The 16,303-nt window shown below is 72.3% G+C and carries 12 protein-coding genes, 2 tRNA genes and 1 pseudogene; 3 read left to right on the top strand and 12 right to left on the bottom strand.

From position 1 onward, the window contains the following. Positions 1–85: 85 nt before the first annotated feature. The 8 genes from ACIPUC_RS20535 to ACIPUC_RS20500 form a co-directional block, all read right to left on the bottom strand. On the bottom strand, positions 86–2,248 hold the full coding sequence (locus ACIPUC_RS20535) for an ArnT family glycosyltransferase (protein WP_446591056.1): 2,163 nt from the start codon (positions 2,246–2,248) through the stop codon (positions 86–88). Then, entirely contained in the window at positions 2,245–3,519 is a 1,275-nt protein-coding gene (locus tag ACIPUC_RS20530) for a glycosyltransferase (RefSeq protein WP_446591054.1), read from the bottom strand. The genes ACIPUC_RS20535 and ACIPUC_RS20530 overlap by 4 nt, the downstream gene beginning before the upstream one ends. Before the next feature lie 25 nt (positions 3,520–3,544). Then, on the bottom strand, positions 3,545–5,071 hold the full coding sequence (locus ACIPUC_RS20525) for a sensor histidine kinase (protein WP_446591187.1): 1,527 nt from the start codon (positions 5,069–5,071) through the stop codon (positions 3,545–3,547). Positions 5,072–5,130: 59 nt separating this feature from the next. Next, complete coding sequence (locus ACIPUC_RS20520) at positions 5,131–5,898, bottom strand: response regulator transcription factor (protein WP_446591053.1); 768 nt, start codon at positions 5,896–5,898, stop codon at positions 5,131–5,133. A gap of 87 nt (positions 5,899–5,985) precedes the next feature. Continuing rightward, on the bottom strand, positions 5,986–6,873 hold the full coding sequence (locus ACIPUC_RS20515) for an amidohydrolase family protein (protein WP_446591052.1): 888 nt from the start codon (positions 6,871–6,873) through the stop codon (positions 5,986–5,988). After that, positions 6,857–7,195, bottom strand: coding sequence for an antibiotic biosynthesis monooxygenase family protein (locus tag ACIPUC_RS20510; RefSeq protein ID WP_446591051.1), 339 nt, complete (start codon positions 7,193–7,195; stop codon positions 6,857–6,859). Before ACIPUC_RS20510 ends, ACIPUC_RS20515 begins: the two co-directional genes overlap by 17 nt. Before the next feature lie 114 nt (positions 7,196–7,309). Continuing rightward, positions 7,310–8,197, bottom strand: a complete 888-nt coding sequence (locus ACIPUC_RS20505; RefSeq protein ID WP_446591049.1) for a DUF2797 domain-containing protein — start codon at positions 8,195–8,197, stop codon at positions 7,310–7,312. Continuing rightward, positions 8,194–8,628: an Lrp/AsnC family transcriptional regulator gene (locus ACIPUC_RS20500; RefSeq protein ID WP_362582191.1), complete on the bottom strand. Its 435-nt coding sequence runs from the start codon at positions 8,626–8,628 to the stop codon at positions 8,194–8,196. Before ACIPUC_RS20500 ends, ACIPUC_RS20505 begins: the two co-directional genes overlap by 4 nt. A gap of 107 nt (positions 8,629–8,735) precedes the next feature. Between ACIPUC_RS20500 and ACIPUC_RS20495 the strand changes: the two genes are divergently transcribed. Continuing rightward, on the top strand, positions 8,736–9,647 hold the full coding sequence (locus tag ACIPUC_RS20495; protein WP_446591048.1) for an SMP-30/gluconolactonase/LRE family protein: 912 nt from the start codon (positions 8,736–8,738) through the stop codon (positions 9,645–9,647). 18 nt (positions 9,648–9,665) lie between these two features. Here ACIPUC_RS20495 and ACIPUC_RS20490 read toward each other — a convergent pair whose 3' ends face one another. The 4 genes and pseudogenes from ACIPUC_RS20490 to ACIPUC_RS20475 all read right to left on the bottom strand — a co-directional run bounded on the left by ACIPUC_RS20490 (position 9,666) and on the right by ACIPUC_RS20475 (position 12,249). After that, positions 9,666–10,031 (bottom strand): PH domain-containing protein, encoded by a 366-nt coding sequence (locus tag ACIPUC_RS20490; RefSeq protein WP_446591047.1) that lies wholly within the window; start codon positions 10,029–10,031, stop codon positions 9,666–9,668. A gap of 1,074 nt (positions 10,032–11,105) precedes the next feature. Beyond that, positions 11,106–11,230: pseudogene (locus tag ACIPUC_RS20485) on the bottom strand (NUDIX hydrolase); the annotation flags it as partial. Between the two features lie 585 nt (positions 11,231–11,815). Then, a tRNA-Arg gene (locus tag ACIPUC_RS20480) sits at positions 11,816–11,888 on the bottom strand. Positions 11,889–12,158: 270 nt separating this feature from the next. Then, positions 12,159–12,249, bottom strand: a tRNA-Ser gene (locus ACIPUC_RS20475). Positions 12,250–12,435: 186 nt separating this feature from the next. Here ACIPUC_RS20475 and ACIPUC_RS20470 point away from each other — a divergent pair. Beyond that, positions 12,436–12,867, top strand: coding sequence for an SSI family serine proteinase inhibitor (locus ACIPUC_RS20470; RefSeq protein WP_446591046.1), 432 nt, complete (start codon positions 12,436–12,438; stop codon positions 12,865–12,867). Between the two features lie 119 nt (positions 12,868–12,986). After that, on the top strand, positions 12,987–16,298 hold the full coding sequence (locus ACIPUC_RS20465; RefSeq protein ID WP_446591044.1) for a PAS domain-containing protein: 3,312 nt from the start codon (positions 12,987–12,989) through the stop codon (positions 16,296–16,298). Positions 16,299–16,303: the final 5 nt, after the last annotated feature.

Genomic DNA, 16,303 nt, shown 5'->3' with positions numbered 1-16,303 from the left:
GCACCCTCCTCACGCCAGGCGGACCAGCCCGGAATGCCCGGTCCGCCCTCTTGATGCTAGGGGCTGCGCCGCGGCGGGCGCTGGATCAGGGCGTGGAAGCTGTCAGATCGTAGAAGGTGGCTCCGCCGACCGTGGTGGCCTTGAAGGTGGCCTTGACCCAGGTCTCGATGGCGGTGCCGGTGGCTCCGCCCGGACCGCCGCCGCCCTGGAGGAGGCGGCCTCCGCCGGCTTCACCGGTGGCGCCGCCGTCGGTGACCCTCTCGCTTCCTCCCCCGGGGCTTACCTGGCCGATGAACCAGTGGATCTTCCCGTCCCGCACGTACTGCTTGAACTGCTCCAGGGTGGGCGACGGATCGCTGCCGTTGAAGCCGCCGATCGGCATCACCGGGGCGCCGGTGGCCAGCTGGTAACTCGCGGCGTTCTGCGAGCCGATGGCGGCCGCCGCCCAGGTGTACCGGTCCGCGCCGGCGCTCAGGGCCGCCTTGGCCTCGGCGCTGACCCGGGTGCCGCCGAGGAGGCCGCCCGGCCCGCCCCCGACGCGCTCGAGGCCGCGCCCGGCCTGGCCGCCCGCGCCACCGCCCTGGGGTGCCCCGCCCGCCCGGGCCCCCGGCATGCCGCCCTGCGGCGGGGTGTTGCCGCCCTGGGGGCCGCCGCCTTGGCCCGCGCCACCGGGCCCGCCCGGAGGCAGCTCGCCGGCCCCGCCCTCACCCCGCATCATGCCGCCGGGCCCGCCCCGGCCACCCGCCACCGCGGGGCCGGCGGTCACGATGGAGCCGGTGTGCCCGGTGCTCACGGTGGTCAGGCAGTACGCGAGCGGTCCCGCCAGCACCGCCCCCAGGGCCAGCGCCGCCGTGGACTGCAGCACCCGGCGCCCGGCCCGTGCGGCGAACGGCAGCGCGGCCGCGGCGAGCAGCCCGCCCACCAGCACCGCCCAGCGCAGCCACGGCAGATAGCCGGGGGCCCGGCCGAGCAGCACGTACGACCAGACGGCGGTGAGGGCGAGCGTGCCGGACAGGGTGAGGAGGGCGGCCCGGTTGCCCCGCTCCTCCCACAGCACGGCGACCCCCATTCCGATCAGCGCGGCCACGAACGGCGCCAGCGCCACGGTGTAGTACTCGTGGAAGATGCCCTGCATGTAGCTGAAGACGAGCGCGGTGATCAGCAGCGAACCGCCCCAGGCCAGGAACGACGCCCGGGCCATCCCCTCCAGCGAGTCGGTGGCCCGGCGGGCCCGCCAGGTCACCACCAGCCCGGCCGCCAGCAGCACCAGGGCCGCGGGCATCAGCCAGGCGATCTGACCGCCGATGTTGGCCGAGAAGAGCCGGTCGATGCCCGTCTCACCCCAGCCGCCTCCACCTCCGCCGCCTCCACCTCCGCCGCCGGCTCGTCCCCCGCCGCCGACGCTGCCCGTCTCGTTGCCGTTGATCCGGCCCAGCCCGTTGTAGCCGAGGGTCAGTTCCAGGAAGGAGTTGGTCTGCGAGCCGCCGATGTACGGGCGGGAGGAGGCGGGCCACAGTTCCACGACGGCCACCCACCAGCCGCCGGCCACCACCATCGCGAGCCCGGCCAGCAGCAGCTGGCCCAGGCGCCTGCGCAGCACGGTGGGCGCGCAGACCGCGTACAGCACGGCGAGCGGCGGCAGGATGACGAAGGCCTGCAAGGTCTTGGTGAGGAAGCCGAAACCGACCGCCACACCGGCCCAGACCAGCCACTTCGTGTGCGCTCCGTCCAGCGCGCGCAGCACGCAGTACACGGTGGCGGTGAGCAGCAGGGTCAGCAGCGCGTCGGGGTTGTTGAAGCGGAACATGAGCGCGGCGACGGGCGTGAGCGCGAAGGCGCAGCCGCTCAGCAGCGCGGCCCCCGGCCCGAACTGGCGCCGTACGGCCGCGTACAGCACGGCGGTCGTCGCGACGCCCATCAGCGCCTGCGGGACGAGGATCTGCCAGGAGCCGAGCCCGAACAGCCGGACCGACAGCATCATCGGCCACAGGGCGGCCGGGGGCTTGTCGACGGTGATGGAGTTCCCGGCGTCCGAGGAGCCGAAGAAGAAGGCCTTCCAGCTCTCGCTGCCCGCCTGCACGGCTGCGGAGTAGAAGGAGTTGGCGTAGCCGGAGGAGCCCAGGTCCCACAGCAGCAGGAGGGCCGTGGCGATCAGGAGCCCGGCGAACGCGGGCCGTTCCCAGCCGGGCCGGCCGGTGCGGGGCCGGGCCTCGGCGGCCGGGAAGAGCGGAAGTGCTGCCGTGGTCATCGACTGTCCTTGGGCGTAGGGAACTCGGAGCCGCGCCGGTCGGGGAAGACCCAGGCGCGGAAGAGCAGGAACCGCAGCACGGTGGCGGCGAGGTTGGCGGTGATCAGTACGGCCAGTTCGGTGCCGTGCGCGGGATGCGCCGCGGCCGCACCGAGGGCGGCGAGGGAGCCGCTGGTCAGGGCCAGTCCGATGGCGAACACGACCAGCCCCTGGGCCTGGTGGCGCACGACCCGGTCCCGGCCGCGCACACCGAAGGTGAGCCGGCGGTTGGCGGCGGTGTTGGCGACGGCGGAGAGCAGCAGGGCGGCGCCGTTGGCGACCTGCGGGCCGGTCCCGGCGCGGAAGACGGAGTAGAGCGCCAGGTACAGCAGGGTCGACAGGGCTCCGACCGCGCAGAAGCCGAGGAGCTGGCGGGCCAGCCCGCCCTCCACCCCGGGCAGGGCGGTGCGGTCGCGCGGGTCGTCACCGAAGGGGCGGGCGAGCCGGTCGAGCGGGAGCGCGCCGACGGCCAGGGCACGGCCCACCCGCCAGACGCCCTTGAGGTCCTCGGTGGCGGTCTTGACGATGTGGACGGTGGAGTCGGGGTCGTCGACCCAGTCCACCGGCACCTCGTGGATCCGCAGCCCGGCCCGCTCCGCGAGGACGAGCAGCTCGGTGTCGAAGAACCAGCCGGAATCCTCCACCAGCGGCAGCAGCCGCTCGGCGACCTCCCGCCGGATGGCCTTGAACCCGCACTGGGCGTCGCTGAAGCGGGCGGCGAGGGAGGAGCGCAGGAGGAGGTTGTAGGCGCGGGAGACGAACTCCCGCTTGGCTCCGCGCACCACCCGGGAGGAGCGGGCGAGGCGGGTGCCGATGGCGAGGTCGGAGTGGCCGGAGATCAGCGGGGCGACCAGCGGCAGCAGGGCGTTCAGGTCGGTGGAGAGGTCCACGTCCATGTACGCGAGGACCGGTGCGTCGGAACCGGACCAGACCGTCCGCAGGGCCCTGCCCCGGCCCTTCTCCTCCAGCCGGGTGCTGCGCACGCCGTCCAGGGTCGCGGCGAGCGCACCCGCGACCTCGGGGGTGCGGTCGGTGCTCGCGTTGTCGGCGACGGTGATCCGGAAGGGGTAGGGGAACGTACGGGTGAGGTGCTCGTGCAGCCTGCGCACGCAGGGTCCGAGGTCCTTCTCCTCGTTGAAGACCGGAATCACCACGTCGAGGACGGGCTCACCGGGCACGGGCGCGAGGGGCGCCCGTGCCGGGAGGGCCCCGGGAGAGGTGTCGGTTCGCATGCTCCGACACTCGCCGGGCGCCCTGTCACCGCTGTGTGGTGAGCCTGTGCCCCGTCTGTGAGTCCTCGGCGTCGGACGCTGCCTCGGACGCCGCCTCGGGGGCGAGCGGCAGCAGGACCTCGAAGCAGGTCCGCCCGGGCTCGCTCCGCACGCCGACCCGGCCGCCGTGCGCGGTGACGACGGCCTGGACGATCGCGAGCCCGAGGCCGGTGGAGCCCACCGCCCGGGAGCGGGAGGCGTCACCGCGGGCGAAGCGCTCGAAGACGTGGGGGAGCAGGGCGGGCGGGATACCGGGCCCGTCGTCCTCGATCCGCAGCCTCACGGTGGATGTTTCACGTGAAACATCGGCGGTGACGGTGGTGCCGGGCGGCGTATGCGTGCGGGCATTGGCGAGCAGGTTGACCAGCACCTGCTGGATCCGCGCCGGGTCGCCGCGGACGGGCGCGGGCTCGTCCGGCAGGCGCAGCCGCCAGTGGTGCCCGGGGCCTGCGGCCCGGGCATCGCTGACGGCGTCGACGACGAGGGGCGCCAGGTCGGTGTCGGTGTCGCCGGTGGCGAGCGGACGGCCCGCGTCGAGCCGGGCCAGCAGCAGCAGGTCCTCGACCAGTCCGGTCATCCGGGTGGCCTCGGATTCGATCCGGCCCAGCGCGTGCCGGGTGTCGGGGCCCGGCTCCTCCCGTCCCCGGCGGGTCAGTTCGGCGTAGCCGCGGATGGAGGCCAGCGGGGTGCGCAGTTCGTGGCTGGCGTCGGCGACGAACTGCCGCACCCGCATCTCGCTCTGCTGGCGGGCCGTGAGGGCGGCGGAGACGTGGCCCAGCATCCGGTTGAGGGCGGCGCCGACTTGGCCCACTTCGGTGCGGGGGTCGGCCTCGGCGTCCGGGACCCGCTCGTGGAGGGCGGGTTCGCCCTCGTGCAGGGGCAGTTCGGAAACCCGGGTGGCGGTGGCGGCGACCCGGCGCAGCGGGCGCAGGGCGACCCCGACCATGGCCTGTCCGGCGAGGGAGGCCGCGATCAGCCCCGCCAGGGTGACGCAGACCTCCACCGCGATCAGAGTGTTCACGGTGGAGTCGACCTCGCCCAGCGGGAAGCCGAGGACGACGCTTCCGTCGGGCGCGGGCAGCACCCGGTACGCCCCGAGTCCCGGAAGGCTCAGGTTGACCGCTGCGGCCCCCTCCGGCCCGGCCGCACGGGCGGTCTTGGCCAGGACGGCGATCTGGGCTTCCGTGAGGGGCTCGCGGTTGTCGCGCGCGGGGTCCTCGAAGCGCACTGCGCGGTCGGCGCCGAACACCTTGCCGTCGGAGTCGACCCGGAATCCGACGGCATCCAGCGGCGTACCGGGGCCCAGGACGGACTTGCCCTCCCTGATCGGCTTCCCCAGGCCGGGGGGCGAGGAGGCCATGGAGACGGAGGTGCGCAGCTGCTCGTCGAGCTTGTCGACCAGGTAGGAGCGCAGGGCGAGGGTGGTGACGGCCCCGATGGCCGCTCCCACGACGGCGATCAGCGCGACCGCCGAAACGACGAGCCGGGTCCGCAGCGACCACGGCCGGCCGATCCGGGTCCGCAGCGACCACGGCCGGCGGATCCGCGCCGGCCGCTTGCCGCGGAAGGCCACTACTCGGCCGGCTTGATCAGGTAGCCCGCGCCGCGCCGGGTGTGGATCAGCGGTGCCATGCCCGGCCCGCTCTCCAGCTTCCGCCGCAGGTAGGAGATGTACAGCTCGACCACATTGGCCTGGCCGCCGAAGTCGTACGACCACACACGGTCCAGGATCTGCGCCTTGCTGAGCACCCGGCGCGGGTTGCGCATCAGGTAGCGCAGCAGCTCGAACTCGGTGGCGGTCAGGTGGATCTCGCGTCCGGCGCGGACCACCTCATGGCTGTCCTCGTCGAGCCGCAGGTCGCCGACGGCAAGCACCGAGCCGCCGCGCGCCGCCTGCGCCGCGCCCGAGCGCCGGACCAGGCCGCGCAGCCGGGCCACGACCTCCTCCAGGCTGAACGGCTTCGTGACGTAGTCGTCGCCGCCCGCCGTCAGGCCCGCGATGCGGTCCTCCACGGAGTCCTTTGCGGTCAGGAAGAGCACCGGGACCTGGGGGAGCTCCCGGCGCAGCTGTCCGAGGACGGCGAGCCCGTCCATGTCGGGAAGCATGATGTCGAGGACCACGACGTCGGGCCGGAACTCCCGGGCCGCCCGTACCGCACCGGCCCCGTCACCGGCGCTGCGGACCTCGCAGCCCTCGTAGCGCAGGGCCATGGACAGCAGCTCGGAGAGCGAGGCCTCGTCGTCGACGACCAGGACCCGGCAGGGCCCGCCGTCGGGCCGCACCAGGGCCGTGGGGCTGCTGGTGGACGTGGACGCGTGGGAGGTGGTCGTCGCAGTCATGCATTCACGCTGTCCGGCGCCTCTGAGAGCGTTCTTGTCCCTACCTGTGAATTTGCTGAGAAACGGAAGAAGGCCGTCGCGGCACGATCAGGCTCGGCCGTCGAGCCGGAACAGCCGGGCGCCGTTGTCGTGGCAGACGGCCCGCAGCCAGTCGTCGCCCAGGCCGAGCCGTTCGAGGGCGGCGAGCTGGTGCTCGTAGGGGTAGGGGATGTTCGGGAAGTCGGTGCCGAGCAGGATGCGGTCGCCCAGGTCGGCGAGCCGCGCGCGCTCCCCGGGCGGGAAGGGGCTGATCCGTTCGGAGAAGTCGGTGAAGGCCATGGTGGTGTCCAGGCGCACCTCTGAGTACCGGTCGGCGAGGTCCAGGAAGTCGGCGTACTCGGGCATGCCCATGTGGGCCACGATCAACGGCAGCCGCGGGTGGCGGGCCAGCAGCCGGGCGATCGGGTCGGGCCCCGTGTACTTGCCCGGAGCGGGCCCCGAACCGCAGTGGATCACGGTCGGGACGCCGGCCTCGGCGAGCAGCCCCCAGACGGGGTCGAGCCGGTCGTCGTTCGGGTCGTACGCGCCCACCTGGAGGTGTGCCTTGAAGACCCGGGCCCCGGCGTCGAGAGCCTGGCGGACGTACGCGCCCACGCCCTCCTCCGGGAAGAAGGTCGCCGTGTGCAGGCAGTCGGGGGTCCGGGCGGCGAAATCGGCGGACCACGAGTTGAGCCAGGCCGCCATCGCCGGCTTGTGCGGGTAGAGCATGGCGGTGAAGGCCCGGACCCCGAACTCCCGCAGGAGCGCGACGCGCTGCTCCTCCTCGTGCCGGTAGGTGATCGGCCACTCGACCCCCGTCAGCGGCCCGATCGCGTCGAAGTAGTCCCACACCTTGTCCAGGACCCGCTCGGGCATGAAGTGCGTGTGTACGTCGACCAGTCCGGGCAGCCCGAGCCGCTCCCGGAAGGCGCGGACCGCCTCAGCCGTTGCGGGCAAAGCCGTGGCTCCGCTCGACGGTCGCGACGTGCAGGGTGTAGCTCTCGTACCAGTTCTCGCGGCCCTGCTTCATGGCGCTCTGGTGTTCCAGGTCCTCCCGCCACGCCCGGAGCGACTCGTGGTCGCGGAAGTAGGCGACGGTGATCCCGAGGCCTCCCGGGGTGCGCGCGGACTCATAGCCGAGGAAGCCCGGGTTCTGCGCGACGATCTCGTTCATCCGGGCGAGGGTCTGCGGATAACCGCTGTCGTCGTCGGTGCGGACATTGCTGAAAACGGCCATCAGGTAAGGCGGTTCGAAGGCCGGTACCGGCTGAATGCTCATGCCCACCACCCTGTGCGGCGCACCCCGGCGTGTCCACCGGAATCCGCCCCGGCAGGCCAAAGGGATCCAAGTTTTGACCATGCCGCCGGCCAGCCCCGTCGGCGGCGGTCCGCCTCAGAACAGTCCGTCCTGCTCGGCCGGCGGATGCACCACGGCAGGCGGGACCTCCACCACCGGCACCGAGGTCACGACGGCCCCGCCCACCGGTGCGACGAGCTCCCACCCGGCCAGCAGCCGGGTGTCCACGACCAGCCCGTCGGCGAAGTGCAGATCCGGACCGGCCGCACCCACCAGCTGCCCCACGACCACCCCGCCGATGACCATCTCGGCGATCACCCGCGCGGGCTCGGGCAGCCCCTCCAGCCCGAACGGTCCCGCGTGGTCGGCAACCTCACAGTCCATCCGCTCCAGCGAGTCCGGCCAGCCGGGCAGCGCAGCGGCCCGTGCGTGCAGCTCGGCAACCTCCCGGGCCCGTTCGGGCGCGGCCGGCAGGCGGGCCCGTACGGCGCGCTTACGGGCGTACGCGATCCGGTCGGGCACCCCGAGCGCGGCCCGCAGCAGCTCCTCGGTGCGCCGGGTGGCCATCAGCGGCCCGCGCCCCAGCCAGGCCCAGGCCACGGCACCCTGCTCCAGCAGCCGGGCCCGGCCCCGCTCCTCGGCGGTGATGCCGACCTTGACCATCCCGGGCCCGAACCACGCCAGGTACACCCGGTAGGTGCGCGGATCGGCGGCGTTGGTGTCGGCGGCCACCGAGAACGACCGGTCGAGCCGCGCGCATTCGGGACACTGCGCGTTCCCGGCGCGGCCGGGCACGGTGGCGCCGGTGGGGCAGGGCGTCCGCTTCCCGGCCCGCCGCACCCCGAGGCAGCGCCGCTCCCCCTGGGCGACGAAGGCCAGCCGCTGCCCGTAGCCGAGCGTGCTCGCCCGCTCCCCGCGTTCCCCGTACCACCCGATGGCGGGCTGCCCGTCCTTCCACCGGATTCCGGTGCACCACCAGCTCACAGCGGGAGCGGCCGCTCGAAGAAGGTCTCCAGGACGACGGTGGCGTGCGTACCGCTGACCCCGTCGATGGCGTAGAGACGCCGCAGGACGTCCTGCAACTGCTCGGTCGAGGCCGTGCGCACCTTGACCAGCACCGACGCGCTGCCCGCAATGATGTGCGCCTCCTGGATCTCCGGGATCGCCGCGAACGCGGCGGCGGACTCTCCCATCCAGGCGTTGGAGTCGACCATCACGTAGGCGAGCACTCCACTGCCGACGGCCGCCGGGTCCACCTCGACGGTGGTCCGCCGGATCACCCCGCGCTCGCGCAGTTTGCGGACCCGCTCGTGGGTCGCCCCCGCCGAGAGCCCCACGGCCGCGCCGAGCGCGGCGTACGACTGGCCGGCGTCCTCCTGCAGGCGCAGGACGAGCGCCCGGTCGATGTCGTCCACGCGATCTTCCTCCCATGGGCCCGTCGGCCCTTGCGAAGACGGTACCTGATCCTGCAATCTCACCATCACGCCGAACATCATTCGGCAAATCACTCTCAGGGGGAATCATGTCAGGCATAGCCGACCTCACCTTGTACGAGATCCTGGACGAGCGCTTCAAGACCGGCCGCTGCGCCAACGGTGACGCGCGCCTGGACCGGCTCTACGACGACTGCCGCTGGGCGGAGGGCCCGCTGTACCTGCCCGCCTGGCGACAACTGGTGTGGAGCGACATCCCCAACGACCGCATGCTCCGCTGGGACGAGGCGACCGGCGCGGTGTCCGTCTTCCGCTCCCCGGCCGGCCACTCCAACGGCAACACCCTGGACCGCGAGGGCCGCCTGATCACCTGTGAGCAGGGCAACCGGCGCGTCACCCGCACCGAGCCCGACGGCCGCCTCACCGTCATCGCCGACCGCTTCGACGGCAAGCGGCTCAACAGCCCGAACGACGCGGTGGTCCGCTCGGACGGCTCGGTCTGGTTCTCCGACCCGGACTTCGGCATCACCAGCGACTACGAAGGCCATCGCGCGCCCGGCGAGATCGGCGCCTGCAACCTCTACCGGGCCGACCCGGCGACCGGCGAAGTCCGCATGGTCGCCGACGGCTTCCTCGGGCCCAACGGGCTGGTCTTCTCCCCCGACGAGAGCGAGCTGTACGCCGCGGACACCCGCGCGGGCCACATCCGCGCCTTCAAGGTCACCGACGACGGCACCCTCACCGGCGACCGGGTCTTCACCGCCTGCCCCTCCGTCGACAACATCCGCTTCGACGACGAGGGCCGCCTGTGGGCCGCCGCAATGGAGTCCGGCGTCCACTGCTACGCCGCGGACGGCACCCTGATCGGCCGCGTCCGCGTCCCGGAACCCGTCTCGAACATCGCCTTCGGCGGCCCGAAGAACAACCGCCTCTTCATCACCGCCACCACCTCCCTCTACTCCCTGGTGATGTCCGTGACCGGCCTGCCCCGCGTCCTCTGAGGACCGCGGCCCGCCCGGCTACCGGGCGACGAACTGCGTGAGGATCGCCTGCACCTCGTAGATGTCGACACCCTTGGTGAAGGTCTTCTCGATCGGCGCCGAGCTCCCGGATATCCAGATCTTGAGCTCGGCGTCGAGATCGAAGTGGCCGGCGGTCTCCACGGAGAAGTCCGTGATGCTCCGGTAGGGCACGGAGTGGTACTCGACCTTCTTCCCCGTGAGCCCCTGCTTGTCGATGAGCACCAGCCGCCGGTCGGTGAACAGGATCGTGTCGCGGATCAGCAGATAGGCGGCATGCACCTGCTCACCCTGGCCCAGCAGCCGCGCGTAATCCCGCTGGGCCGACGCCGAGTCGATGCTGTGCGCGTTTCCGAACAGTCCCATGAGAGCCCCCGTGTCCCGGTTTCCACTTCGAACGATCTTCAAGAACCGTACGGAACCCGACCCGTAACCCGCGTCCCTCTCCAGAGCCATCTCACCCCTGACCCCCTACGGGGTACGCCCTCCCCACCAAGGAGGAGACCGGCCCCACCCGACTCCGCCGGCACATACGACAGAGGCCCCCAGGATTTCTCGTGGGGGGCCTCTGCCTTGCTGTGCACTCGGCAGGGTTCGAGCCTGCAGCCTTCTGATCCACAGCTCTACAAAGATCGGTCAGCGCCGGTCGTTCTGGCCGCCTCGCGCCCTCTGAATGCCGCCATGGATCAACGCAGACTGCTGCGGTTGCGGTACACCGTTGCTGTCGTCACTCCCCGCGAACCGCTACCTAAGGATCGCAATAAGGGCCGCAATCCCCGTAAGCAAGCCGCCCAACCCTGCTGCTAGGGAAGCGACCCCCGCTACGAATGATCTTTTTCTTGCAGTAGGCTCAGCATCAGCTGGGGTGGCATGTTCCATGCCATTCCTCCTTTGGCGCTCGTCCAGCAGCGTCAGGAGCCTCACTCGGGTCTCGGCAGACATAGCGAGTGGGGCTCCTTTTTCGTCTGAGAACGTAGCAGCGACCCTTTCGCGACCAACCACAATTCGGCTCACATCCGGTGGAGTTTTTTTCGACGGAAGCCCCGCCTATGAGCGAATTAGCGCAACGCCCTGACCTGCACTTTTCCTAGCCGGACAAATCGACCAAGGCCAACCAAGGTCTTCTCGAGGCTTTCTCGAGACCAGCTAAGGCAGCCTGGATGCGAAGTAAGACCTTCTCGAGATCACAAGAGATTCGTCCTCGAGGTAAGTGGGTGACTTGACTCGAGAATGCCCCAATTCCCCTCATTATGGGACAACCTCTCTGGCATCGTTTGGCTGGAAATAGCCTTCAGGCAAACAGCGAGCAAGGCCCGGGCGGCGCCCAGCCGCGGAGACCCCCACACAACCAGCCCGCACCCGCACGACCGGCCCCAGTCATCCCGGAGCCTGAGCGCCTCCGCCGAAAGGCACTGCAGGTGCCTTGATGGAGTAGGGCTCTCACCGCGCCTTGAGCAACTGGCGCCCGTCATGGCTCCGGCCGTGAGGCCCGTCCCCGTCGTGGGCATCCAGTAGTCGGATGGCGTAGACCTCGCCGTCCGCTCGGACCCCTCTTCGGGCGGGAGTCACTGGCTGCCGCCGTCTCGTCGGGCTTCAAGGCCGGTGAGCTAGCACGTCGATCACCAAATCCAGCGCCAGGGCAGACGCACCACGAGACCTAGACCGAGGACTCCGACGACTTCCTTCCGATGCCATACCTCTGCATCAGGCGCTCCGGATGCGCCGCGCCCAGCAGGTCGGGGACCGGAAGGCGGGCGGGGAGCTCTGGCAGGACAGCCGCGGCCTCGACTTCACGACGAAGTAGGGGACGCCGATCAAGCCGCGGAACCTGACTCCGATGTTCGCGCTGCGGGCTCGGCGCGCTGGCCTGCGGGTGGCCCTGCTCCGGAACACCCGGCACGCGTGCCGTTCGCTTCCGGTCGCGCTCAAGGTGCAGTCGACGGTGGCACAGCGCACCCTGCGGCACTCGCAGATTGCCACGACGATGGGGGTCCACGTCGAGGCGGGCGAGGGATAGGTGCGGGACGCGATCGGCAAGCTGTCTGAAGCGATGGGTGGCAGCGGCGGCTGAGGCGGTTGCTGTGCTTCGCTGCTGTACGGCCCGAAACGACAGAAGCCCCGGACTTTCGTCCGGGGCTTCTGTCCTGCTGTGCACTCGGCAGGATTCGAACCTGCAACCTTCTGATCCGTAGTCAGATGCTCTATCCGTTAAGCTACGAGTGCTTGTCCGCCGGGGTTTTGCGCCCCGTTGGCCTTGCGAGAACAACAATACATGGACCTCGCCGGGACGCGAAATCCATTAGCCAAACCACCGCTGACCTGCGGAAACGCGCTGGAAGAAGATCATCCGGTTGAGCCCGGGAGGCTCCCGCCGAAGCAGTGCGCGGCCGGCCCGCCGCGGGTCGGGGCGCTTCGCCGGGACGCTTCGGAAGTCGCACAGACGTCGGAACGCACCGAAGCCCCGGTCCGCAGGGACCGGGGCTTCGTGAAGTGCGGAGGCGGAGGGATTTGAACCCTCGATGGGGTGTAAGCCCCAAACCGCATTAGCAGTGCGGCGCCATAGACCGGACTAGGCGACGCCTCCAGCACACCCTCGCGTACGAAGGTGCGTGCAGATGATGACACAGGCGCAGGGCCCCTCACCAATCCGCTCCCACGGTACTAGGAGGGGCGGGCGGAGGGCAAAGCCTTAAACCCGCCGCAACACGCAACATCGGCGGACCGGCGTCGTTGGTCAGGCGTACGACGTACGGACGACCTGGAGTGCCCCATGCTGCGTCTCGCCGCCTTCGCCGTCACCTCCGCCCTGGCCGCCGCGGCCGCCGGACCACTGCCCCCGCTGCCCGAGCCGCTGGGCGGGCTGCTCTCGACGCCCGACCGCCTGACGATCACCATGGCCAACACCGGCAACCGGCACCTGGACCGCGAGTACCAACTCGAATGCGATCCCGTCGGCGGCAACCACCCCTCGGCGGAGCAGGCCTGCGCGAAGCTGGACCGGCTCGCCGCGGAGGGGAAGGATCCCTTCGCACCCGTCTCCAAGCGGCAGATCTGCTCCGAGCAGTACGGGGGCCCGGCCACCGCCGAGATCACCGGGACCTGGCGGGGGCGCACAGTGGACGCGCGCTTCCGCCGGACGGACGGCTGCGAGATCAGCCGCTGGAAGGAGCTGGAACCTCTGCTTCCGCCCGGGCGTTCCTGACCTGGGAGGATGCGCACGACGGGTGGTCTCCGCCACACATCGGCCACCTCGCCGCGGGACTGTGGCCTTAGACTCCTCCCGTGACATGCCGGTAGTTGTGGTCAGGGAGGAAGCTCGTCGTGAGCAGCAGGCCATCCCGAGGCGCTGCTCGCCTCGCAGCAATACTCGACGCTCTTCCGGACGCGCTGTTGCTCGTCAACGCCAACGGCACTGTCGTCAACGCCAATTCGATCGCCCTCGAGGTCATGGAGAGCCCGGGCACCGGGCTCGTCGGCCGCGGCGTGCTCGACCTCCTGCCCGAGTTCGACTCCAAGCTGATCCCCGGCTCCATGCGCCGGCCCGGCGAGGACGAAGGCGGCCGGGCCACGCCCAAGCGGATGATCGCGCGCCGCACCGACGGCACCGAGTTCCCCGTCGAGGTCACCAGCGCCCACCTGGACGGGCGCGACGCCTACCGCGAGCCCCAGGCCTACACCGGTGACGAGCTGCTGATGCTCGTCGTACGGGACCTCTCGCAGACCGTGGACACCGAGGCCGAGCTGGCCCGCTCCCAGCGGCAGACCGAGATGATCCTGCGGGCCGCCGCGGAGGGCGTCGTCGGCACCGACACCGACGGACGGGTGGTGCTGGTCAATCCGGCCGCCGCCCAGATCCTCGGCTACCGCGCCACCGACCTCGGCAACCGCGAACTGCACGGGCTGGTCCTTCACTCGCGCGCCGACGGCTCGCCGTTCCCGTTCGAGGAGTCACCGCTCGCCGACACCCTGCGCAGCGGACGCAAGCACCGCGTGCGCGGCCAGGTCCTGTGGAACAAGGCCGGGCAGCCGGTCGCCGTCGACCTCACCACCTCGCCCGTGCGGGACGGGGAGCAGCTCGTCGGCGCCGTCATGACCTTCACCGACCGGCGGCCCTATGACGCCCTCGCCGCGCGCCACGCGCAATTGCTGGCCGTCCTCGGCGAGTCCCTGCGCGGACCGCTGGACGAGCTGCGCGGGGAGCTGGCGACGCTGGCCGCCGACGACGCCGGGCAGCTGTGGCCCGAGGCCAACCAGCTGCTGCACCACCTGGCCGCCGGGTACTCGCGGATGACCACGCTGCTGGACAACGTGCTCGGCTTCCAGCGCCTGGACTCCGGGAGCGACCGGCTCAAGAAGAAGAAAGTCCTGATCAACGGTGTGGTCACGGCGGGCGTCGACGGGGCCGTCGAGCTGATCGGCCCGGGCCGCGCGCAGTTCGCCGTCCACGCGCCGACGATCGAGGCCGAGGTCGACGCGGACCGGATCGCGATCGCTCTCGCGCACCTGGTCGCGGACGTCGCCGGGGTGGACGCCACCGGCAAGACGCGTCAGGGCAGCGGGTACAGCGACTCGACGATCGTGGTGGCCGCCGCGCAGCGCGGTGACGTCGTACGGATCGAGGTGCGCGGGCCGTACGAGGGCGGGAACCCGGTCCACGAGCCGATCGTACGAGGCATCGTGGCCGCGCACGGAGGCGTGCTGCAGACGGTGGAGGTTCCGGGCGCGCCCGGCGGCGCGTACGTGCTGGAACTGCCGCTGGGCGCGGGCGCGGGGACGGTCACCCTGCCCGAGCCGGCGGAGGAGCCCCCGGCCGACACGGCCCCCGCGGGCCGGGTCTCCGGAGGACGGCGGGCCCGTCGCGGGGTGGACGCGTTCCTGGAGGACGAGGCCGGCGGTCCCGGCGCGCCCGGCGCCGAGAAGGCCGCCGAGGGCGGCGCCGCGCTGGCGCTGCCGTCCGGGCGGCGGCGGGCCGGTGAGGCCGCGGCCGAGACGGGTCCGGAGCTCGCGCAGTCCCCGGTGAACCCGGCGGGGCTCGGGACCGGTCGGCGCCGTGGCCGCGCCGGTGACGGCAGCGGCGAAGGAGGCCCGGGGCAGCCCGTGCCCCCGCAGGGCACCGCCATGCCCGCGCTGCCGCCCGTTCCGACCGTGCCCCCGGTGCCGCTGATGGAGCATCCCGCCGGGCGGCGCCGCGCGCTGGGTGCGGCCGGTCCGGCGCAGCCCGGCGGTCCGGTGCCGGCGACCGGGCTCGGGCCGGCGCCCGCTCCCGCCCAGGTTCCGGCGCGGCCCATCGCTCCCGAGGGCGGCTTCGCGCTGCCCGCCGGTCCGACCCCCGCGGCCCCGGCTCCGGCTGCGGCTCCGGCTCCGCAGGATTCCGTGGTGGCCGGCTCGGCCCCCGTTCCCGTCGAGGCCGACGCCGAGGCCCCCGGTGGGCGGCGTGGGCGTCGCGTGCTCGGCGCCCCCGGTACTCCCGAGGACGAAGCCCCCGCAGCACCGTCGGCCGCGGCCGAGGGGGACCCCGTACATCCCACCGGGCGGCGGCGGGCGCTGGCGAACGCGCCGGCCTGGCCGGTTCCGGCGGCCAGGACCGCTCCGGAGGACGCCGAGGCGGCCACCGGCCAGGTCTCGGTGCCCGGGGCCCGGCAGCCGCAGGAGGCCCCGGCGGAGGGCCAGGCCGCGCAGCCGATCAGCGTGCGCGCCCTCGGCACCCTCGGGCAGGGCATCTCCGTGGACCCGACCGGTTCGGGTTCCGGCCGCCGCCGCCGGCTCTCCGAGCCCGCTCCACAGGGACGGGCCTTCGCGATAGGAGCCCCCGAGGCGGGCTCCGCCGAGGGTCCGGAGCCGCTGGACGGTCCCGGCGGCGCCGTCGAGGTGGTCAACCGTCCCGTGCCACGGCCCGTCGACGACGAACTGCCTCCGGAGCCGCTGGACAACCCGCGCCGGCTGCTGGTGTGGCCCGCGCCGGACGTGCAGACGCAGCAGGCGCTCAGCGACCGCGGCTACCGGCCGGTGATCGTGCACTCCCGCGAGGAGGTGGACGCGCAGATCGCGGCGTTCCCCGCCGCGCTGTTCGTGGATCCGCTGACCGGGCCGATCACCCGGACCGCCCTGCAGTCCCTGCGCCAGGCCGCGGTGGCCGCCGAGGTGCCCGTACTGGTCACGGCCGGGCTGGGGCACGCCACGCGCGAGGCGGCGTACGGCGCCGATCCGGCCGTCCTGCTGAAGGCGCTCGCACCGCGCGACAGCGAGCAGCACCCCTCCCGGGTCCTGCTGATCGAGGAGCACGACGCGATCGCGACCGCCCTGACCGCAGCGCTGGAGCGGCGCGGCCTCCAGGTCGCTCGGGCGGGCGCCGACACCGACGCCGTGGAGCTGGCGACGCGGATACGGCCCAACCTGGTCGTCATGGACCTGATGCAGGTGCGCCGCCGGCGGGCCGGGATCGTGGACTGGCTGCGTGCCAACGGGCAGCTGAACCACACCCCGCTGGTCGTCTACACGACGGCCGGCATCGAGCCGTCCGACCTGCCGAGGCTGGCGTCCGGCGAGAGCGTGCTCTTCCTCGCCGAACGGGCCACGACGGCGGACGTACAGGGCCGCATCGTGGACCTGCTGGCAAAGATCGGCACCAACTAGCCATC

It is taken from the genome of Streptomyces sp. LARHCF249, from assembly GCF_052871255.1.
This window is presented reverse-complemented; position numbering and strand designations above follow the sequence as displayed.

What these genes read in the sequence shown, in the direction of transcription:
- ACIPUC_RS20490 (WP_446591047.1), bottom strand. Translation starts at nt 10,031, where the DNA reads ATGGGACTGTTCGGAAACGCGCACAGCATCGACTCGGCGTCGGCCCAG.
- ACIPUC_RS20520 (WP_446591053.1), bottom strand. Translation starts at nt 5,898, where the DNA reads ATGACTGCGACGACCACCTCCCACGCGTCCACGTCCACCAGCAGCCCC.
- ACIPUC_RS20470 (WP_446591046.1), top strand. Translation starts at nt 12,436, where the DNA reads ATGCTGCGTCTCGCCGCCTTCGCCGTCACCTCCGCCCTGGCCGCCGCG.
- ACIPUC_RS20510 (WP_446591051.1), bottom strand. Translation starts at nt 7,195, where the DNA reads ATGAGCATTCAGCCGGTACCGGCCTTCGAACCGCCTTACCTGATGGCC.
- ACIPUC_RS20495 (WP_446591048.1), top strand. Translation starts at nt 8,736, where the DNA reads ATGTCAGGCATAGCCGACCTCACCTTGTACGAGATCCTGGACGAGCGC.
- ACIPUC_RS20535 (WP_446591056.1), bottom strand. Translation starts at nt 2,248, where the DNA reads ATGACCACGGCAGCACTTCCGCTCTTCCCGGCCGCCGAGGCCCGGCCC.
- ACIPUC_RS20530 (WP_446591054.1), bottom strand. Translation starts at nt 3,519, where the DNA reads ATGCGAACCGACACCTCTCCCGGGGCCCTCCCGGCACGGGCGCCCCTC.